The sequence below is a fragment of the Vallitalea longa genome (assembly GCF_027923465.1).
Classification (GTDB): domain Bacteria; phylum Bacillota; class Clostridia; order Lachnospirales; family Vallitaleaceae; genus Vallitalea; species Vallitalea longa.
Genome location: NZ_BRLB01000027.1, coordinates 1 through 18,203, shown reverse-complemented (window position 1 = coordinate 18,203; position 18,203 = coordinate 1). Strand labels below are relative to the sequence as shown.

Annotated in this window: 17 protein-coding genes, 1 tRNA gene and 1 other annotated feature (1 of these 19 running past the window's edge); of the genes, 16 read left to right on the top strand and 2 right to left on the bottom strand. The window is 29.3% G+C overall.

The window, feature by feature from the left end; genetic code table 11:
* Positions 1-93 (top strand) — a binding site (T-box leader) (it extends 129 nt beyond the left edge of the window).
* Between the two features lie 70 nt (positions 94-163).
* The 8 genes from epsC to QMG30_RS23410 all read left to right on the top strand — a co-directional run bounded on the left by epsC (position 164) and on the right by QMG30_RS23410 (position 6,589).
* Entirely contained in the window at positions 164-850 is a 687-nt protein-coding gene (gene epsC, locus QMG30_RS23445; RefSeq protein ID WP_281819570.1) for a serine O-acetyltransferase EpsC, read from the top strand.
* Between the two features lie 29 nt (positions 851-879).
* Positions 880-2,283, top strand: a complete 1,404-nt coding sequence (gene cysS / locus QMG30_RS23440) for a cysteine--tRNA ligase (RefSeq protein ID WP_281819568.1) — start codon at positions 880-882, stop codon at positions 2,281-2,283.
* Between the two features lie 29 nt (positions 2,284-2,312).
* The gene (locus QMG30_RS23435) at positions 2,313-2,726 is read left to right on the top strand and encodes a Mini-ribonuclease 3 (protein WP_281819567.1); all 414 of its coding nucleotides are present in this window, start codon (positions 2,313-2,315) and stop codon (positions 2,724-2,726) included.
* Positions 2,726-4,327, top strand: a complete 1,602-nt coding sequence (locus QMG30_RS23430) for a putative polysaccharide biosynthesis protein (protein WP_281819565.1) — start codon at positions 2,726-2,728, stop codon at positions 4,325-4,327. Before QMG30_RS23435 ends, QMG30_RS23430 begins: the two co-directional genes overlap by 1 nt.
* A gap of 16 nt (positions 4,328-4,343) precedes the next feature.
* On the top strand, positions 4,344-5,087 hold the full coding sequence (gene rlmB / locus QMG30_RS23425) for a 23S rRNA (guanosine(2251)-2'-O)-methyltransferase RlmB (protein ID WP_281819564.1): 744 nt from the start codon (positions 4,344-4,346) through the stop codon (positions 5,085-5,087).
* A gap of 212 nt (positions 5,088-5,299) precedes the next feature.
* The gene (locus tag QMG30_RS23420) at positions 5,300-5,812 is read left to right on the top strand and encodes an NYN domain-containing protein (RefSeq protein ID WP_281819562.1); all 513 of its coding nucleotides are present in this window, start codon (positions 5,300-5,302) and stop codon (positions 5,810-5,812) included.
* Between the two features lie 17 nt (positions 5,813-5,829).
* Positions 5,830-6,471: an RNA polymerase sporulation sigma factor SigH gene (sigH, locus tag QMG30_RS23415; protein ID WP_281819560.1), complete on the top strand. Its 642-nt coding sequence runs from the start codon at positions 5,830-5,832 to the stop codon at positions 6,469-6,471.
* A gap of 45 nt (positions 6,472-6,516) precedes the next feature.
* Positions 6,517-6,589: transfer RNA gene (locus tag QMG30_RS23410), tRNA-Thr, on the top strand.
* Between the two features lie 289 nt (positions 6,590-6,878).
* On the opposite strand, the gene QMG30_RS23405 is transcribed toward QMG30_RS23410, so the two are convergent.
* A complete protein-coding gene (locus QMG30_RS23405) occupies positions 6,879-7,844 on the bottom strand; it encodes a copper amine oxidase N-terminal domain-containing protein (protein WP_281819558.1) in 966 nt (321 codons plus the stop codon).
* Positions 7,845-8,427: 583 nt separating this feature from the next.
* Here QMG30_RS23405 and QMG30_RS23400 point away from each other — a divergent pair.
* The 5 genes from QMG30_RS23400 to QMG30_RS23380 all read left to right on the top strand — a co-directional run bounded on the left by QMG30_RS23400 (position 8,428) and on the right by QMG30_RS23380 (position 13,685).
* Positions 8,428-9,048, top strand: coding sequence for a DUF4358 domain-containing protein (locus QMG30_RS23400; RefSeq protein ID WP_281819556.1), 621 nt, complete (start codon positions 8,428-8,430; stop codon positions 9,046-9,048).
* 58 nt (positions 9,049-9,106) lie between these two features.
* Positions 9,107-10,519: an MBOAT family O-acyltransferase gene (locus QMG30_RS23395; protein WP_281819555.1), complete on the top strand. Its 1,413-nt coding sequence runs from the start codon at positions 9,107-9,109 to the stop codon at positions 10,517-10,519.
* Positions 10,520-10,542: 23 nt separating this feature from the next.
* Positions 10,543-11,670, top strand: a complete 1,128-nt coding sequence (locus QMG30_RS23390; protein ID WP_281819554.1) for a DHHW family protein — start codon at positions 10,543-10,545, stop codon at positions 11,668-11,670.
* Between the two features lie 179 nt (positions 11,671-11,849).
* Complete coding sequence (locus tag QMG30_RS23385) at positions 11,850-12,248, top strand: hypothetical protein (protein ID WP_281819553.1); 399 nt, start codon at positions 11,850-11,852, stop codon at positions 12,246-12,248.
* Positions 12,249-12,824: 576 nt separating this feature from the next.
* On the top strand, positions 12,825-13,685 hold the full coding sequence (locus QMG30_RS23380; RefSeq protein WP_281819552.1) for a DUF2225 domain-containing protein: 861 nt from the start codon (positions 12,825-12,827) through the stop codon (positions 13,683-13,685).
* A gap of 107 nt (positions 13,686-13,792) precedes the next feature.
* Here QMG30_RS23380 and QMG30_RS23375 read toward each other — a convergent pair whose 3' ends face one another.
* Positions 13,793-14,518 (bottom strand): DUF6062 family protein, encoded by a 726-nt coding sequence (locus QMG30_RS23375; protein ID WP_281819551.1) that lies wholly within the window; start codon positions 14,516-14,518, stop codon positions 13,793-13,795.
* 122 nt (positions 14,519-14,640) lie between these two features.
* Between QMG30_RS23375 and QMG30_RS23370 the strand changes: the two genes are divergently transcribed.
* The 3 genes from QMG30_RS23370 (at position 14,641) to groL (ending at position 17,808) form a co-directional block, all read left to right on the top strand.
* Entirely contained in the window at positions 14,641-15,519 is an 879-nt protein-coding gene (locus tag QMG30_RS23370) for a DNA-3-methyladenine glycosylase family protein (RefSeq protein ID WP_281819549.1), read from the top strand.
* Positions 15,520-15,835: 316 nt separating this feature from the next.
* On the top strand, positions 15,836-16,120 hold the full coding sequence (gene groES, locus QMG30_RS23365; RefSeq protein ID WP_281819548.1) for a co-chaperone GroES: 285 nt from the start codon (positions 15,836-15,838) through the stop codon (positions 16,118-16,120).
* A 59-nt stretch (positions 16,121-16,179) separates the two neighbouring features.
* Entirely contained in the window at positions 16,180-17,808 is a 1,629-nt protein-coding gene (gene groL / locus QMG30_RS23360) for a chaperonin GroEL (protein ID WP_281819546.1), read from the top strand.
* Positions 17,809-18,203 lie beyond the last annotated feature (395 nt).

The window sequence follows — 18,203 nt, the reverse complement described above, 5'->3', positions numbered from 1 at the left end:
CTAGTTACGGAGCTGACCGTTATACAGATAAGAAGTTGGAATAATTATAATTATTCAAGAAGAGTGGAACCGCGGAATAACTTCGTCTCTTATTTATAAGAGATGGAGTTTTTTATTATTTAATTTTAATTGACTTAAATTGAACAACAAGGAGTGTGATACTATGGGATTAATAAAGTTCATAAAAGAAGAGATAAAAGTAATTAAAGATAGAGACCCAGCTATAAAATCCACATCAGAAGTCTTCCTTTATGGCAGCTTTAAAGCTATAATGAGTTATAGAATAGCTAACGCATTATTTAAAAGAAAACATTACTTTTGGGCTAGATGGGTATCCCAAAGAGCAGCCAAAAAAACAGGCATAGAAATTCATCCAGGTGCTACTATAGGGAAAAATCTATTTATTGACCACGGTCATGGTGTAGTTATAGGGGAAACATGTGAAATTGGTGATGATGTAACTATTTATCAAGGAGTAACTTTAGGTGGAACTGGAAAAGAACATGGGAAAAGACATCCAACTATTGGAAATAATGTTATGATTAGTGCTGGAGCAAAAGTACTCGGTTCATTTAAAATTGGTGATAACTGTAGAATTGGAGCAGGGTCAGTAGTGCTAAATGAAGTACCTCCTAATTGTACAGTAGTAGGTATACCTGCTAGAGTTGTTCGCAGGAATAATGAAAAGGTATCACCGTGTGAGACACTAGACCAGACTCATCTACCAGATCCAGTAAGAATGGAGATGTGCAAATTACTTACTAGAATAGAAAAATTAGAGCAAAAGGTGGCATCAATACCACCTGAAGATTATTTTAAATTATTTTTGCATGAGAAGATTAGTAGATAATCTATAAAAAAGAGGAAGGATAAGATAAAATGAAAATCTATAATACTTTAACAAATAAAAAAGAGACATTTACACCTATTGAAGAAGGAAAAATAAAGATGTATGTCTGCGGTCCAACAGTTTACAATTATATTCATATAGGTAATGCAAGACCATTAATTGTATTTGATACTGTAAGAAAATACTTTGAATACAAAAACTATGATGTTAAATATGTTACCAACTTTACAGATGTAGATGATAAGATTATAAAAAAAGCTAATGAAGAGGGAGTAGATTTTAAAGAAATATCCAGTAAATATATGAAAGAATTTCTAGTGGATTCAAAGGGATTAGATGTTAAACCTGCTACCATGTATCCAAAAGCAACAGAAGAGATAGGTGGTATGATTGAAATGATTAAGACTCTAATAGAAAAAGGTTATGCATATGAAGTTAATGGCAGTGTATATTTTGAAACCAAAAAATTCGAGTCATATGGGAAATTATCTAATAAAAATCAAGAAGATCTAGAGGCAGGAGCTAGAATTGCTGTAGATACAGAAAAAAGAAATCCAATGGACTTTGTATTATGGAAACCTAAGAAAGAAGGAGAACCTGCTTGGAAGTCACCTTGGGGTGAAGGTAGACCAGGGTGGCATATAGAGTGTTCTGTAATGGCTAAAAAACATCTTGGAGATAGCATAGATATTCATGCTGGTGGTGAAGATCTTATATTCCCACATCATGAAAATGAAATAGCACAAAGTGAGGCTGCTAATGGTAAACAGTTCTCTAAATATTGGATGCATAATGGTTTTATTAATGTTGATAATAAGAAGATGTCAAAATCCTTGGGTAATTTCTTTACAGTAAGGGAAATAGTAGATGAATTTTCATATGATATTGTAAGATTTTTTATGTTAAATGCTCACTATAGAAGTCCAATTAATTTTAGCCGAGAGCTTATTAGAGCAGCAGCTAATGGATTGGAAAGGATTCAAACAGGTAGAAAAAATCTAAATTATTTATATGAAGATGCTAAAATGAATGACTATACTGAAAAAGAAATTGTATTTGTTAATGATAAAGAACTAGAGAAATATAAACATAAATTCGAATCTGCTATGGAAGACGATTTTAATACTGCAGATGCTATATCTGTAATATTTGAATTAGTTAAATTCGCTAATAAGAATACTGACTCTGATTCTTCAAAAGAGTTTATTAATAATATTATTATACTAATAGACGAACTATGTGGTATACTAGGAATAGAGAGTAAGAAAAAAGAAGGTCTTCTTGACGAAGATGTAAATAAATTAATTGAAAAAAGACAGCAAGCTCGTAAAGACAGAGATTTTGCATTAGCTGACGAAATAAGAGATGAGTTAAAAGAAAAAGGTATTATCCTTGAAGATACACGTGAAGGTGTACGTTGGCATAGAGGATAATAGATACTTATGAGAAAGGAATGGAATGAATGCAAGAGTTTATTGACTATTTTAAAGATAGTCTAGAAATAAAAGACGTAGATCCTAAGCAGTATTCACCTTTAGTTCTTGCATATATTGGAGATAGTGTATATGATTTGGTTATCAAGTCAAAAGTTATAGCAGAAGGAAATGCACCAGTTAACAAACTGCATAAAAAGACTAGCAGTTATGTTAAGGCATCTGCACAAGCTAAGATGTTTAGAAGAATTGAAGATATATTGACCGATGAAGAATTAGTCATATTCAAAAGAGGAAGAAACGCTAAGTCATCAACAGTACCAAAACATGCAGCTTTGATTGATTATAGAGTTGCTACTGGACTAGAAGCTTTAATAGGTTTTTTATACTTGAAGAATAGATTTAAAAGAATCATTGAATTAATTGTTAGAGGAGTAGAATAATGACTACGCAAACAAAAACATTTGTAAAAGGGGCAATGATTCTTTCAATTGCAGGTTTGATAGCAAAAATATTCAGTGCATTATATAGAATACCTTTGGCATACTTGGTTGGTACTGAAGGTATTGGATATTACACCACTGTGTATCCCCTTTATTCAATACTGGTTTCTGCATCTTTAGTAGGAATACCTAATGCTCTATCAAAATTGACATCAGAAAAAATAGCAGAGGAAGATTATTATAATGCTCACTATATTTATAAATATTCCTTAATTCTGATTAGCATATTTGGAGCATTTATTTCATTAATAATGGTACTGGGCGTTGACCAAATCATTAAGCTTGGAGATTGGCCAAATGAAGTTAGATACGTTATTTATGGACTAGCTGTATCTCCTATTTTTATTTCTATTACAGGAGCTTTTAAAGGCTACTTTCAAGGAATGCAGATAATGGTTCCTACGGCATTGACTCAAATTATTGAAAACATCACTAAAGTAATTTTAGGTATAGGGATTACATATTTTCTAATAAATATGAATTATAGTATCACTATGTCAGTAGGTGGAGCAGCACTAGGTACTTCATTGGGATTTTTGGTCTCTACAGTATTTATAATATTGTACTATTTGAGACGTAGATATAGAATAAATGAAAAAATAGATTTTTCATCTCATAAAAGGCATATTGCTTTTAATGCAGTAGCTAAAAAACTTATAGTTATAGCAATACCCATAACAATTGTCTCTGCTGCATATTCTATAATGAATCTTATAGATTCTAGTACTATCTATAAGCGACTTGGAGCGATATCAATAGATAAATTGCAGGCAGTTGATATGTATGGACAAATGGGTAACGCATTTACTATAATCAATGTTCCTCTTACTATAAGTCTTGCACTTATGATTAGCATAGTTCCAGCTGTATCTATTGCTGTAACTAAGAAAAACTTAGAGGATTTAGTAGCTAAAATAAAATTGGCGATAAGATTTGCACTTTTACTTGCTTTACCTGCAGCTATTGGCTTATTTTTGCTGGCAAAGCCTATAATGGAATTATTATATCCTACATCTGCTGGGTATGAGTACTTGAGGCTATATAGTATCTGTTTGATATTTATAATACTAGGACAGGCATTAGCAGGTATATTACAAGGAATGGGTAAATATTATTTTCCATTAATATCTCTTGCAGTAAGTATAGTCATAAAAGTTATAATGAATTATGTTTTAGTTGCAAGCGAATTACAATTAAAAGGTGCTATTATTGGTTCAATATGTTATTATATTATTTATGTCTTATTGAACTATCTGATGATAAAAAAAGAAACCAAATTAAAGCTTAATGTGATAAAAATAATTATAAAACCTTTAATTTCAACTGGCATTATGGGATTAAGCGTTTGGTTGATATATAATGGTATGATTGAATTGGTCAATAGCAATACTATAGCTACTTTATTATCTATAATATGTGGTATAATAGTATATGTAATAATGTTAATAGTAACAAGAACATTGCAAGAGGAAGATTTTGCATTTATCCCTAACAATGAAAAAATTGTTAAAAGGCTAAAAAATATGAAACTCATAAAATAACAAGAGAGGTATAGTTATGGATAATAATGATTTAATATTAGAAGGAAGAAATGCTGTAGCAGAAGCGCTAAAAGCTGATAGAAGTATAGATAAGGTTTTTATTATAGATGGCAAACATGACGGTCCATTAAAAAAAATCGTAGCAGAAGCAAGAAAGAGAAATATTATTGTTAATTTTGTAAATAAAGACAAATTAAATGATATTTCCATTACAAAAAAACATCAAGGAGTCATAGCTTATGCAGCGGCATATAACTACGTTGATGTAAAAGATATAGTACAAATAGCTGCTGATAAAGGAGAAGCTCCTTTTATTATAATTCTTGATAGTATTGAAGATCCACATAATCTAGGAGCTATACTTAGAACGGCTAATATTGTAGGTGTTCATGGTATAATTATTCCTAAGAGAAGGGCGGTAGGTTTGACTTCGACTGTTGCAAAAACATCAGCTGGTGCAATAGAATATACGAAAGTAGCAAGAGTAACTAATGTTGCTAGAACTATTGATGAGCTTAAAAAAGAAGGTTTTTGGATAGCTTGTGCTGATATGGAAGGTGACCTTATGTATGATGTTGATTTAAAAGGTTCTCTTGCAATAGTTATTGGTAATGAAGGTGAAGGAGTATCTAAGAATGTGAAAGACAAATGTGATTTCATAGTGAAGGTACCAATGAAAGGCGATATAACTTCACTGAATGCATCTGTTGCTGCAGGAGTTTTAACCTATGAAGCATTAAGACAGAGAGAATATAATTAAAAGTATACTATGATTTTGATTGAAATAATATATAAGTATATTAACAGATATTAGACATGTTAAAGTTATTGCTGTATGATCTTTTGATTATTAAATATTAAGGATTATAGGTGAATTATCATAATTGAAATTGGTGTAATAACATTTACAAACTAGAAATTATATAGTATACTTAAATATGCTTTCAAATTAAGTTGGAAGGCGGATAAGTTTTGACACGAGAATTTCTATTAGTAGATGGGTACAATATTATTTATGCTTGGGACAAGCTGAAGAAAGCATTAGAAGAAGAGAGTCTAGAAATAGCTAGAAAGAAATTATTAGATATAATGTCTAATTACCAAGGCTATAAAAAAATAAATGTAATAGTTGTATTTGATGCACATAGAGTGAAAGGAAATAGAAGTATCGAAAGATATAATAACATTGATGTAGTATTTACAAAAGAAGTTGAGACAGCTGATCATTATATTGAAAAAGTCGCTCATCTAATAGGAAGAGATTACAGAGTAAGGGTAGCTACATCAGATGGACTTGAACAAACTATTATCCTAGGAAAAGGTGCTAGCAGAATATCAGCTAGAGAATTACATAACGAGATAAATATGATGGATAAAGATATTCGAAAGAATTTTATTGAGAAAATACAGATTGATAATAATCGTTTAGAAGGTCACCTAGACTCTAAAGTTTTAGAATGGATGGAAAAGATGCGTAGAAAATGATAGAGGGGTTGATGTAGTTGGATTATGCTACTTGGTACGACGATTCATATGTTACGTATTCAGATGAACAACTTGTGGAGTTAGTGAGAGAAGGGGATAACGAAGCTCTAGATTACTTAATGAATAAGTATAAAATTTTGGTTGAAAAGAAAGCAAAATCTTATTTTTTAATAGGTGCTAGCAGAGATGATATTATTCAAGAAGGTATGATTGGACTCTTTAAGGCAATTCGCGATTTTAAAGAAGAAAAGACTGCGTCCTTCTATTCTTTTGCTGATTTATGTGTGACAAGACAGATGATATCAGCTGTGAAGGCATCTACAAGACAAAAACATCTTCCTTTGAACTCATATATTTCATTAAATAAACCATCTTATGAGGAAGAAAATGATAAAACGACTTTGATCGATAAAATGCCATCTAGAAAAATTATTAATCCTGAAGAGTTATTAATTGGACAGGAAAACCTAAGTATTATTGAGCATGAACTTTCAGAAAGACTAAGTAAACTTGAAAAAGAAGTTTTACAAAGTTATATATATGGTAAAAGTTATGTTGAGATAGCAGTTAATCTTGATAGACCTGTAAAATCGATTGATAATGCGTTACAGAGAATAAAGAAAAAAGTTGAGATTATTTTAGTTGAAAAAGGGGTTTGATAATGCTTGACAAACCCCTAAAATTATTATAAAATTAGTCAGTGTGCTGGAGTAACTCAGTAGGTAGAGTACTTGCATGGTAAGCAAGAAGTCGGCAGTTCAAGTCTGCTCTTCAGCTTTTTTTATTTATTATTTTTTATCTTATAGGAAAGTCCTACTTTTTAAGCATATGAAATAGGAACGTTTTCATATGCGCTAAGGAAACTTTCCTAACGACAAATCCGCTTTGCGGAACGAGGCATAGCCTCTTTTGTTCTATAATTTTATAACAAAAATAATAATATGTAGGATTATTTAATAGAATTAAATTATATCATACAAAAAACTCAGTTAAGAATAGTAAAACTAATCTTAACTGAGTTTTTATAGATTGATTTTTTATATGAATCCCTTTTATTTGTTATCTATTATTTGTCTTTTACATTAGAACAAATCTGAATTTCATAAGCAACGGTTTGAGGAGGTATTGATTTAGTCATAATTTTACTATGTTTCACTACAAGTTCATCTCCATTTTTTATATCAGTAATATCTTTGATTTCACCTGTAGTTTGATCGGTTATTTTCGTTTCATCACTAATGTTAAATATAATTGTTTTGTTTTCATCATAGTCAACAGTAAGCATATGTCCATTTTTTGTTTGTGTTATATTTGATGTTACTCCTTTTATCGTATCTGCTTTTTCAACATTAATGCTATAGGCATATGTTTGAGGAGGTAAAGACATAGTCATTTTAGAGTCATGTATAGCTATTAGTCTATCGCCTTCTTCAATGTCGTCAACATTTAATTCTTGATTAGTGAATTTATCAGCAATTTTTGTATTGTCGTTAACAATAAATATTATTTTGTTTTCATCATACTCAACACTAATTAATTTTCCATTCTTAGTTTCTATAATATTACTTACAGTTCCGTCAACTTTATTTCTCTCAAATATATCAAAAACGTCTTGATCAAATATTTCATTAAAGAATTCAGCGGGTACATATGTTGATTCATCAATTAATTCAGGAGCTATGCCTAATGAAAATGGAGCCATTCTTCCTTGGAAATAGGAGTCTTTCTCTAAAGTAATAGATGTCCATATACTATCTTTTGATATTTCAACAGAACGTGTTTCGCCTACCCATTTTACATCCATACCTAATCTTTCACATGTTAATCTAAGGGGTAGCATCAAATAACCATCTTTCTGGTATGCTAGACCTTCTACACCAATATTAGTATCTATGGATACAGGTTTCTTCATGATCTCTTCACTATTATAACAAATAATATCAGTATCTGATATTGCCTGAGAGGTAATTCCAGTACCTAATGTCATTACACCAGCTAAAGCTATAGCAATACAACTTTTTTTGACTATCATATAAATATCTTCCTTCCTTGGGTATTATTTTTTATTTATTCAACTTTCACTTCAGTATTCTATGCTGGTAAGTTAATTAAAAGGCTTTTCAGAATAAAAATATAGGTGTTTCTTCTAAATTTTTGTCTTGCAAACCAAATTTATAATTTTTTATTTACCAATATTAAATTAAAGGTGGGGAAGTTGAATTACTTATATTAGACGAAAAACATTTTCAAAAAGTTCCAATATTTGTATGTATTTAATTTGACTTCCATTATTAATAGTCAAATAAAATTATTTTCATAATTAATAATCTAGAAACAGTATATTTTTATTTTATAAAGAACACTAATAAATTTATCATAAGGGATACTCAAGCTAAGAAGTTGAAATTAGATTATGTAAAAAATCTATTTATATGTATAGAGTTAATCTATAAGTTATTAGCTAAAATTATATTTATTATTTTTTATGGAACAAATTTTATAGTTTTTTCGTTTAATAGAGGAATACTTAATAAGGGAGGAATTAAATAGACATAATTTATGACATTTATTAACTTGAAATTTATTTTACTATTACAATATGGAGGTAGACGAATATGAAAAGAATATTAGCAATAATAACTATAATGATGGCAATGTCAGTAATGTTTGTAGGGTGTAGCAAGGATAATGAAGATAAAGATAATAATACAAATGTTGAAAACCCAGATTCAGGCAATAAAGATGATAATGAAGACAAGGATGGTAATCAGGAAATAGAGAAAGATGTTAAAGTTGAAGATATCGCAGAATCAATTAAAGATCAAATAGTAAAAGATATGGTTGAAAAAGGATTAAATGAAGAAGATATTACAGACGAAACCCCTTTGCCTGGATATATATATTCTGATTTGAAACAAGGAGAAGAAGATGCTCTAGTTACACTTGAAATTGATAAAGATAAAATTGAAGAAGGTAGAATGATAGTTCCAATGATCAATCTTAATTCTGATCAAATCATCATATTGAAAGCAGTTGATGATGAAGCAGTAACTGACCTAAAAGAATTTTTAGAAAAAACTAAAGAAGACCAGATAGGTGTTTGGGAACAATACTTACCTGACCAATATGAAAAAGTAAAAAATAATATTATTAAAACAAGTGGTAAATACTTATTATATGTAACTTATGATAATCCAGAAATAATAGAAGAGATATTTGATAACATGATAAAATAATAATTAGGCAAGGAGGGTATAGTATATACCCTCCTTACTAGATAATAGGAGTAGACATATGGTATTTTCCAGTTTAGTATTTATATTTATTTTTTTACCTGTAACATTAATATTATATTTTATAGCTCCTAAAAAAATCAGAAATATTATTTTATTAATAGTAAGTCTGATTTTTTATGCTTGGGGTGAACCTATTTATATTCTATTAATGATATTTTCTTCAATAGTAGATTATATTCATGGTATGTTGATAGAGAAATATAGAGACCAAGGAATCAAGGCAAAATTAGTGGTTTTGTCATCAGTCATAATAAATTTAAGTTTACTTGGATTTTTTAAATATGCTGATTTTATCATACTTAATATAAATAGTGTATTGGGAACTAGCCTAGATACATTCAATTTGCCTCTTCCAATAGGGATATCTTTTTATACTTTCCAAACTATGTCCTATACTATAGATGTTTATAGAAAACAAGCACCAGTACAGAAAAATCCTATTGCTCTTGCCACTTATGTAACGTTATTTCCACAGCTGATCGCTGGACCTATCGTTAGATACCAAACAATAGCTCATCAGATTAATAATCGTAAGGAGACGGTAGATAAGTTTGCACATGGATTAGAACGATTTATAATTGGTCTTGGTAAAAAAGTCTTATTAGCAAATAATATTGGATTTCTATGGGGACAAATTCAAAATACGAATATTAACGATTTAACGATATTAACATCATGGCTTGGAATTATAGCGTTTGGGTTCCAGATTTATTTTGATTTCAGTGGGTATTCAGATATGGCGATAGGATTAGGTAAGATGTTTGGGTTTGATTTTCTAGAAAACTTTAATTATCCATATATTTCAACTAGTATTACTGAATTTTGGAGAAGATGGCATATATCATTAGGAAGCTGGTTTCGAGATTATGTATATATCCCTTTAGGTGGAAATAGAGGAAGCAGATTCAAATTATATAGGAATCTCTTTGTGGTTTGGTTTTTAACAGGACTTTGGCACGGTGCAAGTTGGAATTTTGTCATATGGGGGTTATATTTTGGATTTATAATAGCTATAGAAAAAGCATTTTTGCTAAAATATATTAATAAATTGTGGAAACCCATAAGACATCTATACGCTTTATTGTTAATAATAGTAGGTTGGGTTTTATTCTCATTCGATGATTTAGAAGTGACTATTGAATATTTGAAAGTGATGTTTGGATTTAATGATGTTCCATTAATAAATAATCAATTTATGTATTATTTATACACTAATCTAATCTTATTAATTGTGTTAGTCGTATTATCAACACCTATTATAAAAAAATGGTATCAGACAAAAGTCAGTAACAATAAAAGCACAAAAATACAAGAAGCAATTATGCCTATAGCACTATTTTTGATACTCTTCATATCAACTGCTTATTTGGTTGATTCAACCTATAATCCATTCTTGTATTTTAGATTTTAATAGATTAAAGGAGACAAGAACAAATGAATAGAAGAGCAAGTATTATTGTTATAGTGATGTTTATAGTATTTATACTAACAATTAATCTATTGAATATTATAACGGAGGATAAACATTTTTCAGAGTCAGAAAACAGAATATTGGCTAAAAAACCTGAATTAACATGGAAATCAATTAAGAATGGAAGATTTACTCAAAAATTTGAAGATTATATAACTGATCAATTTATTTTTAGAGATTATTTTGTTGGCCTGAAATCGGATATAGAAAGGCTCAGGTTAAAACAAGATAATAATGATATCTTTTTTGGTGAAAATGAATATTTATTAGAAAATTACAATATGCCAAAAGATAATATTATTATTAATAATATTAAAGCTATAAATAATTATCAAAGCAGATTAGAAAACATGAAAACTTATGTTTTGTTACCACCAACATCTGTTAAAATTAATGAAGATAAGCTTCCACTCTTTGCAAGTCCATATGATGAATTGATAACAATAGATAGAATGAAGAAGAATCTACAAAATATTAGTTTCATTGATGTTTATGATAATTTGAAAAATAGCAGTAATGAATATATATTTTTTAGGACAGATCATCATTGGACAATGAGAGGTGCTTATTATGCTTATGTCAAGTTAGCTGACGCTATGGATATAAAACCATTGGGAATAGATGAATTCGATATTAATGTGGTTTCAAATGATTTCTATGGGACTTTATATTCCAAAGCAAATAATTATCGTATAGAACCTGACTATATTGAAGTATTTGAACCAAAAATGAAAAGGAATGTTTCTGTTAACTATATTAATTCAAATATATTGGCGAATTCTCTATATGAAAAGAATCATCTAGAAACTAAAGATAAATATTCCTATTTTTTAGATGGGAATCATCCTATAGTTACAATAAAATCAGATGTATCAAATGGAAAGAAGTTGGTTATATTCAAGAATTCATATGCTCATTGTTTAATACCTTTTTTAGTTAATCATTATGAGGAAATTCATGTTTTGGATTTGAGATTTTATAAATTGGATGTATATGAATATATAAATCAAAATAATATTACAGAAACGTTATTTTTATATGATATATTGAATTTTTCGAAAGATAATAGTCTTAGAATCATTGATAGATAGCAGGGTCACAGTGAAAATTAAAATTTAAGTAGAATATTCTAATCAATTTTTAACTTTACTTTTATAAGATTTTTGTATATAATAACGTCTATCAAATATTAAAGGAGGAATGATTGCACAAAAAACAATAACTCAAATAGTGACTATTAAACAAATTAAGGAATATGGAGGCAATTAAAATGAAGAAAATGATAGCAATATTAACAATAATAATGGCAATGTCTGTAGCTTTTGTAGGATGTGGTAAGAAAGATGAAGCTGACACTGATAATAAAGCTAAAGTAGAAAGTACTGAATCAGGTAATAAAGGTGATTCTGATGCTGACAATAAAGCTACTGTAGATAATGCTGATACAGATAAAGATGCAACTGATGCAGATAATACTGATACAGATAAAGATGCAACAGATGATAAAGATAGCAAAGATGATTCAACTGATGCAGATGCTTCTACAGATAATCAAGATAATGCAACAGATGATAGTAAAGATGCAACTGATGATTCTACTGATGATGATGCAGCTGCTACAGATGATACTACTACAGAAAACAACGATGAAGCTGAAACTCAAGAATAAATAATTTTATAAAAATATGATTAAATCATTGTAATATAAGAGTTATATAATAAATTATGATTTATTACAACTCTTTGATTACATAATAAATGGATTAAGCTGTTGATAAGGCATTAATGTTTTGTCAACAGCTTTTTAGTATCTTAAAATAAAATATTTAATAGATTTTGACATCTCGTATATAGTAATTTTACTTAGTATGTTTGTTTTTGAATAGCAATATAAATGTAAAATCGTATATTCTTAATGGAATAGATATGCTATAATACAAATTAATTATATGGTTGTATTATAATTTCTTACCTTAAGTATGTATTGATATGATATGTATATTTAATGAACTATTGATGAGAATATTGCAAAATGATATCAAATTATTGAATATAAGTCTATGAAATTTTCACATATTATGATATCATATATAGATAATAGGAAAAATTAGGTATTTTTTGTAATACTATATCTTATAATGTGTTTTTTTCTTATGCCTAGAAGGAGTATGTATAGGGGTTAAATAATAAACATAAAGGATACTCAATGAGATTCATATATACCACAGTAGAAAAGGTGCATTTTATGAGTGATATATTTTCTGGACTAGAGAAATTAGGATTTAATAATATTAAAGGTACAGATATATTTGCAGATGAAAAAAAGAAGAGAGTGAAAATGATAACAAATAAAACTAAGAAAATTTCAGCGAAAGATTTACTTTATGATAGGAAGGTTCTATGCCCTATTTGTGGTGAAAGATTCATTACAAGAACTGTTAGAGCAGGAAAGGCGAAATTAATATCTATTGATACTGATTTGAGACCTAAATATGATGTGATAACACCATATGCCTATGATGTTGTATTATGTAATTGTTGTGGGTATGCAGCTCTAAATAAGTTCTTTAAGAAAATTACTGCAACTCAAGCAGATTGGATTAAATCACAGATATCAAATTCATACAGAGGAAGAAAATATCCTGATGAATATACATATGAAATTGCTATAGAAAGATATAAATTAGCTTTACTTAATGCTGTTGTCAAGAAAGTTAAGGCTAGTGAAAAAGCCTATATATGTCTTAAGATAGCTTGGTTATATAGATGTTATTCAGAAGATTTGCAGAAAAAATCATCTTCTAACACATTATTAGATGAAGTCAAAGAAAATGAAATGATATTTATTGAAAAAGCGTATGAAGGGTTTGTTAATACATATCAGAATGAAGATTTCCCAGTATGTGGAATGCAAGAAATGACAGTAATATATCTATTAGGTGATTTAGCTAGAAAACTAGGTAAGTTAGATGAGTCTACCAGATGGGTGTCAGAAGTAATTGTATCAAGAACAGCTAATGAAAGACTAAAAGATAAAGCTAGAAATGTCAAAAATCTAGTTAAGGAGCAAAAAAGAATTTTGGTAGCAAAAAACAATGAAAATTAGTATTGTATTTACGGGTTTTAGGATTTCATAATATATATTGCAGAATATAAAATAAAATGGATTGATTTTATTTTATTCTGCAACAGATGTTAGATGTCATTTGTTATTTAATCAATACGTAAGCTATTTATTTTCAGGATAGTTCTGATTAACGAGTCTTTTGAATTTTTCCAAGGTTCTTCTGCAAATCTATAGTCATTTTTCTTGATGAACCAGTCCAACTCTTCCTTTATGCGATTGAGGCTTTCTCTTTCGAGTGAAACAATTAGATCAAGAAATGTTTTAAGTTGCGTGTCGTTAAGATATTTGGGTGCTTCATTGTATAACAGAGCAAAATGATTAAGACAGAAACCATTACTAGACTTTACTAGATCAATAAAAGAATCATCTTTTTTCCATAGATAAAAAAAGGTATCAGTATACTTATCAAAAGTTGATTTTATCTTATCACAAATATAACAATCATTATTTTTTTCTGTTATATAAGTATAAAGTTCTCGATCGCTAGTATCTTTTTTGGAGAATAATTTTTTTATGGATTTTGGATTATCTGTAGTAATTTGTTTGTCAATATCTTTTTGAAGTTTATCAAGATGACTGTTAAGCATTAATGCAAGACCTAATCTATTTTTGTTAGAATACATTTTTTGAAGATGATGGTTACAGAAACCTAGTTTGTTGGTTTGTTCTCTTACATCAGTTTCCATATAAGATGGACCTAGAACAAATTGTATGGTATTCTCTTCAAGAGTATTGTACATATTACAAAAAGGGCATTCACCACTTTCTTTAAATGAATCTATAACGGGAATCGTATATATTTTTTCTTTCATTTTTTCACCTACTCGTTTTATAATATATTGTAATTCGATAGTTATTTGGAATATATTGAGTATAGCATAAATATGCGTTTAGTGATAGAGTTTAGGATAGATTATTTTGAGGAGGTAAAGCAATGGAATATATGGTTGATAGCAATAATATAATAATTAATAGATTGTGTGATTTTGATATTGAACATATTCTGGAATGTGGGCAATGTTTTAGATTCTATAAAAAGTCAGATAAAGATTATATAATAGTTGCTTATGATAAGATATTGAGAATAACTCAAGATAAAGATGAAATTGTTTTCCATAATATTGATGAAGAAGATTTCAATTCAATATGGATTAAATATTTTGACCTAGAGAGGGATTATACTTCTATAAAAAAAATACTTAGTGATAAAGATGAACATTTACATAGAGCAGTTACAGAAAAAGATGGTATTAGGATTTTACAACAAGATACATGGGAAACATTGATTTCATTTATTATATCACAGAATAAAAGTATCTCACACATTAAAAAACTTATAGAAGATATATCAAAGCGATATGGAACTTATATAGGTGAGGAAGATGAAATTAAATTTTATTCTTTCCCAACAATAGAACAATTATCTCAAGCTACGGAACAAGATCTAAGAGACTTGAAGGTAGGCTTTAGAGCACCATATATTGCTGATGCATGTAGAAAAGTCATAAATGATGAAGTGAATCTTAGTAGATTAGCTGATATGAATATTGCTGATGCAAAAAACGAATTAATGAAAATTAAAGGGGTAGGACCTAAAGTTGCTGATTGTGTATTGCTTTTTGGAGCTAAGAGATATGAGGTATTTCCAACTGATGTATGGGTTAAAAGAATAATGGAACATTATTATTTTGAAAATGATACTAAGATAAAAGTTATTCATGAGTTTGCAGTTGAACACTATGGGACATTAGCTGGTTTCGCTCAGCAATACCTTTTTTATTATGCAAGAGATTTCAAAATTGGAAAAAAATAAAAATTAGTTTGTATAAATCTGTTATATATGGTAAAAATATATATTAGTTCAAATATAAGATATTAAGCTTATATATCAATAAAATAATATTTCAAATTTTGTGTTTTAATAAAAAATGGAGCAAAATGAAGAAATCAAGAGCAAATAAAAGCATAAAAGATATATGAGCAGATAATGGAGTATAACGGCTGAAATTAACATTTGCAATTAATTGCCTATTTTAATAATATATACCTTGAGATTAGCACTCGATTAGAGAGAGTGCTAACAACAAGAAAAAGAATAATAAGAGATAATTATAAGGAGGTAAATAAACATGAAACTAGTACCTTTAGGAGACAGAGTAGTAATTAAACAATTAGAAGCTGAACAAGTAACTAAGTCAGGTATTGTATTACCTACTGGAGCGAAAGAAAAGCCACAACAAGCGGAAGTAGTAGCCGTAGGACCCGGTGGAATGGTTGATGGAAAAGAAGTGAAAATGGAAGTTAAAGCAGGAGATAAGGTAATATATTCTAAATATGCTGGTACAGAAGTGAAATTAGATGATAATGAATATATTATCGTAAAACAAAGTGATATATTAGCAATTGTAGAATAATGGTTAAGCAATAATCAATATTAGAGTAAAAGTAATAAGAAAACAAGGAGGGCTACATAATGGCTAAAGAAATTAAATTTGGTGCAGAAGCAAGAACTGCTTTAGAAGCAGGAGTTAACCAATTAGCAAATACAGTTAAAGTTACACTAGGACCAAAAGGAAGAAATGTCGTATTAGATAAGAAATTCGGTACACCACTTATTACTAATGATGGTGTTACTATTGCAAAAGAAATCGAATTAGAAGATGCATTCGAAAATATGGGTGCACAACTTGTAAAAGAAGTTGCAACTAAAACTAATGATGTTGCAGGAGACGGTACAACAACAGCTACAGTACTTGCACAATCAATGATTCAAGAAGGAATTAAAAACATAGCAGCAGGTGCTAATCCAATTATTCTTAGAAGAGGAATGAAAGAAGCTACAAAAATAACTGTAGATGCTATTAAGGATATGAGCAGTGCATTAACTGGTAAAGATCAAATCGCAAAAGTTGCAGCTATCTCAGGTGGTGATGAAGAGGTAGGAGCACTTATTGCAGACGCAATGGAAAAAGTATCAAATGATGGTGTAATAACTATTGAAGAATCAAAGACTATGGATACTGAACTTGAATTAGTAGAAGGTATGCAATTCGATAGAGGTTACTTATCACCATATATGGCTACTGATATGGATAAGATGGTTGCAGAACTAGATAACCCATATATCTTGATTACAGATAAAAAAATCAGTAATATCCAAGAAATATTACCTATACTTGAACAAATCATTCAATCAGGTTCAAAATTATTAATAATCGCTGAAGATGTTGAAGGTGAAGCTTTAGCGACATTAGTTCTTAATCGTTTGAGAGGAACATTCAGTGTTGTAGCTGTTAAAGCTCCTGGTTTCGGTGATAGAAGAAAAGCAATGCTTCAAGATATTGCAATCTTAACAGGCGGAACAGTAATTTCTGAAGAAGTAGGTCTTGACTTAAAAGAAACTACAATGGAAATGCTTGGAAAAGCAAAATCAGTTAAAGTACAAAAAGAAAATACTATCATTGTTGATGGTGCTGGTGCAAAAGAAGATATTGATGCTAGAGTTAGTCAAATCAGAGCTCAAATAGAAGAAACAACTTCAGACTTTGATAGAGAAAAATTACAAGAAAGATTAGCTAAAATGGCTGGTGGAGTTGCAGTAATTAAAGTTGGTGCAGCTACAGAAACAGAAATGCAAGAGAAGAAACTTCGAATGGAAGATGCATTAGCAGCTACAAGAGCAGCAGTAGAAGAAGGTATTGTTGCAGGTGGTGGAACAGCTTATATCCATGCTTCTAAAGAAGTCGCTAAATTAGCAGATAATGCTGAAGGTGATGAAAAAACAGGTATCAACATCATCTTAAAAGCATTAGAATCTCCACTTCGTCAAATCGTTACAAATGCAGGACTTGAAGGTTCAGTAGTTGTTAACAAAGTAAAAGAATCAGAAGTTAATGTTGGATTTAATGCTCTTACTGAAGAGTATGTTGATATGGTATCTACTGGTATTATAGATCCAACCAAAGTAACTAGAAGTGCTCTTCAAAATGCTACTTCCGTAGCTTCAACATTACTTACAACAGAATCAGTTGTAGCAGATATTAAAGAAGATGAACCAGCAATGCCAATGGGCGGTGGAGCTCCAGGAATGGGCATGATGTAATTAAAGATATATATATTATTAAAAAGCCATCAGTTTTTAGCTGGTGGCTTTTGTGATTTTACACAATATATGTGTTATATTTTATAAAAAATTGTATGTTAGGAATTAAAGGTATTTATGTTTTTCTAGTTGTATAGTAAAGAGTATTGTTATATAATGCTTTTGTGATTTTACACAATATATGTGTTATATTTTATAAAAAATTGTATGTTAGGAATTAAAGGTATTTATGTTTTTCTAGTTGTATAGTAAAGAGTATTGTTATATAATCCTGTCTTTGACAGTTGAAAGAAAATAAAAGCTTGAAACCCCTTGTAAATAGGGCATATCAAGCTTTTTTGATTTTGAGATTTTTGCGTACCTTTTTTATTTTTTTGTGTTTTTATATATTTTTT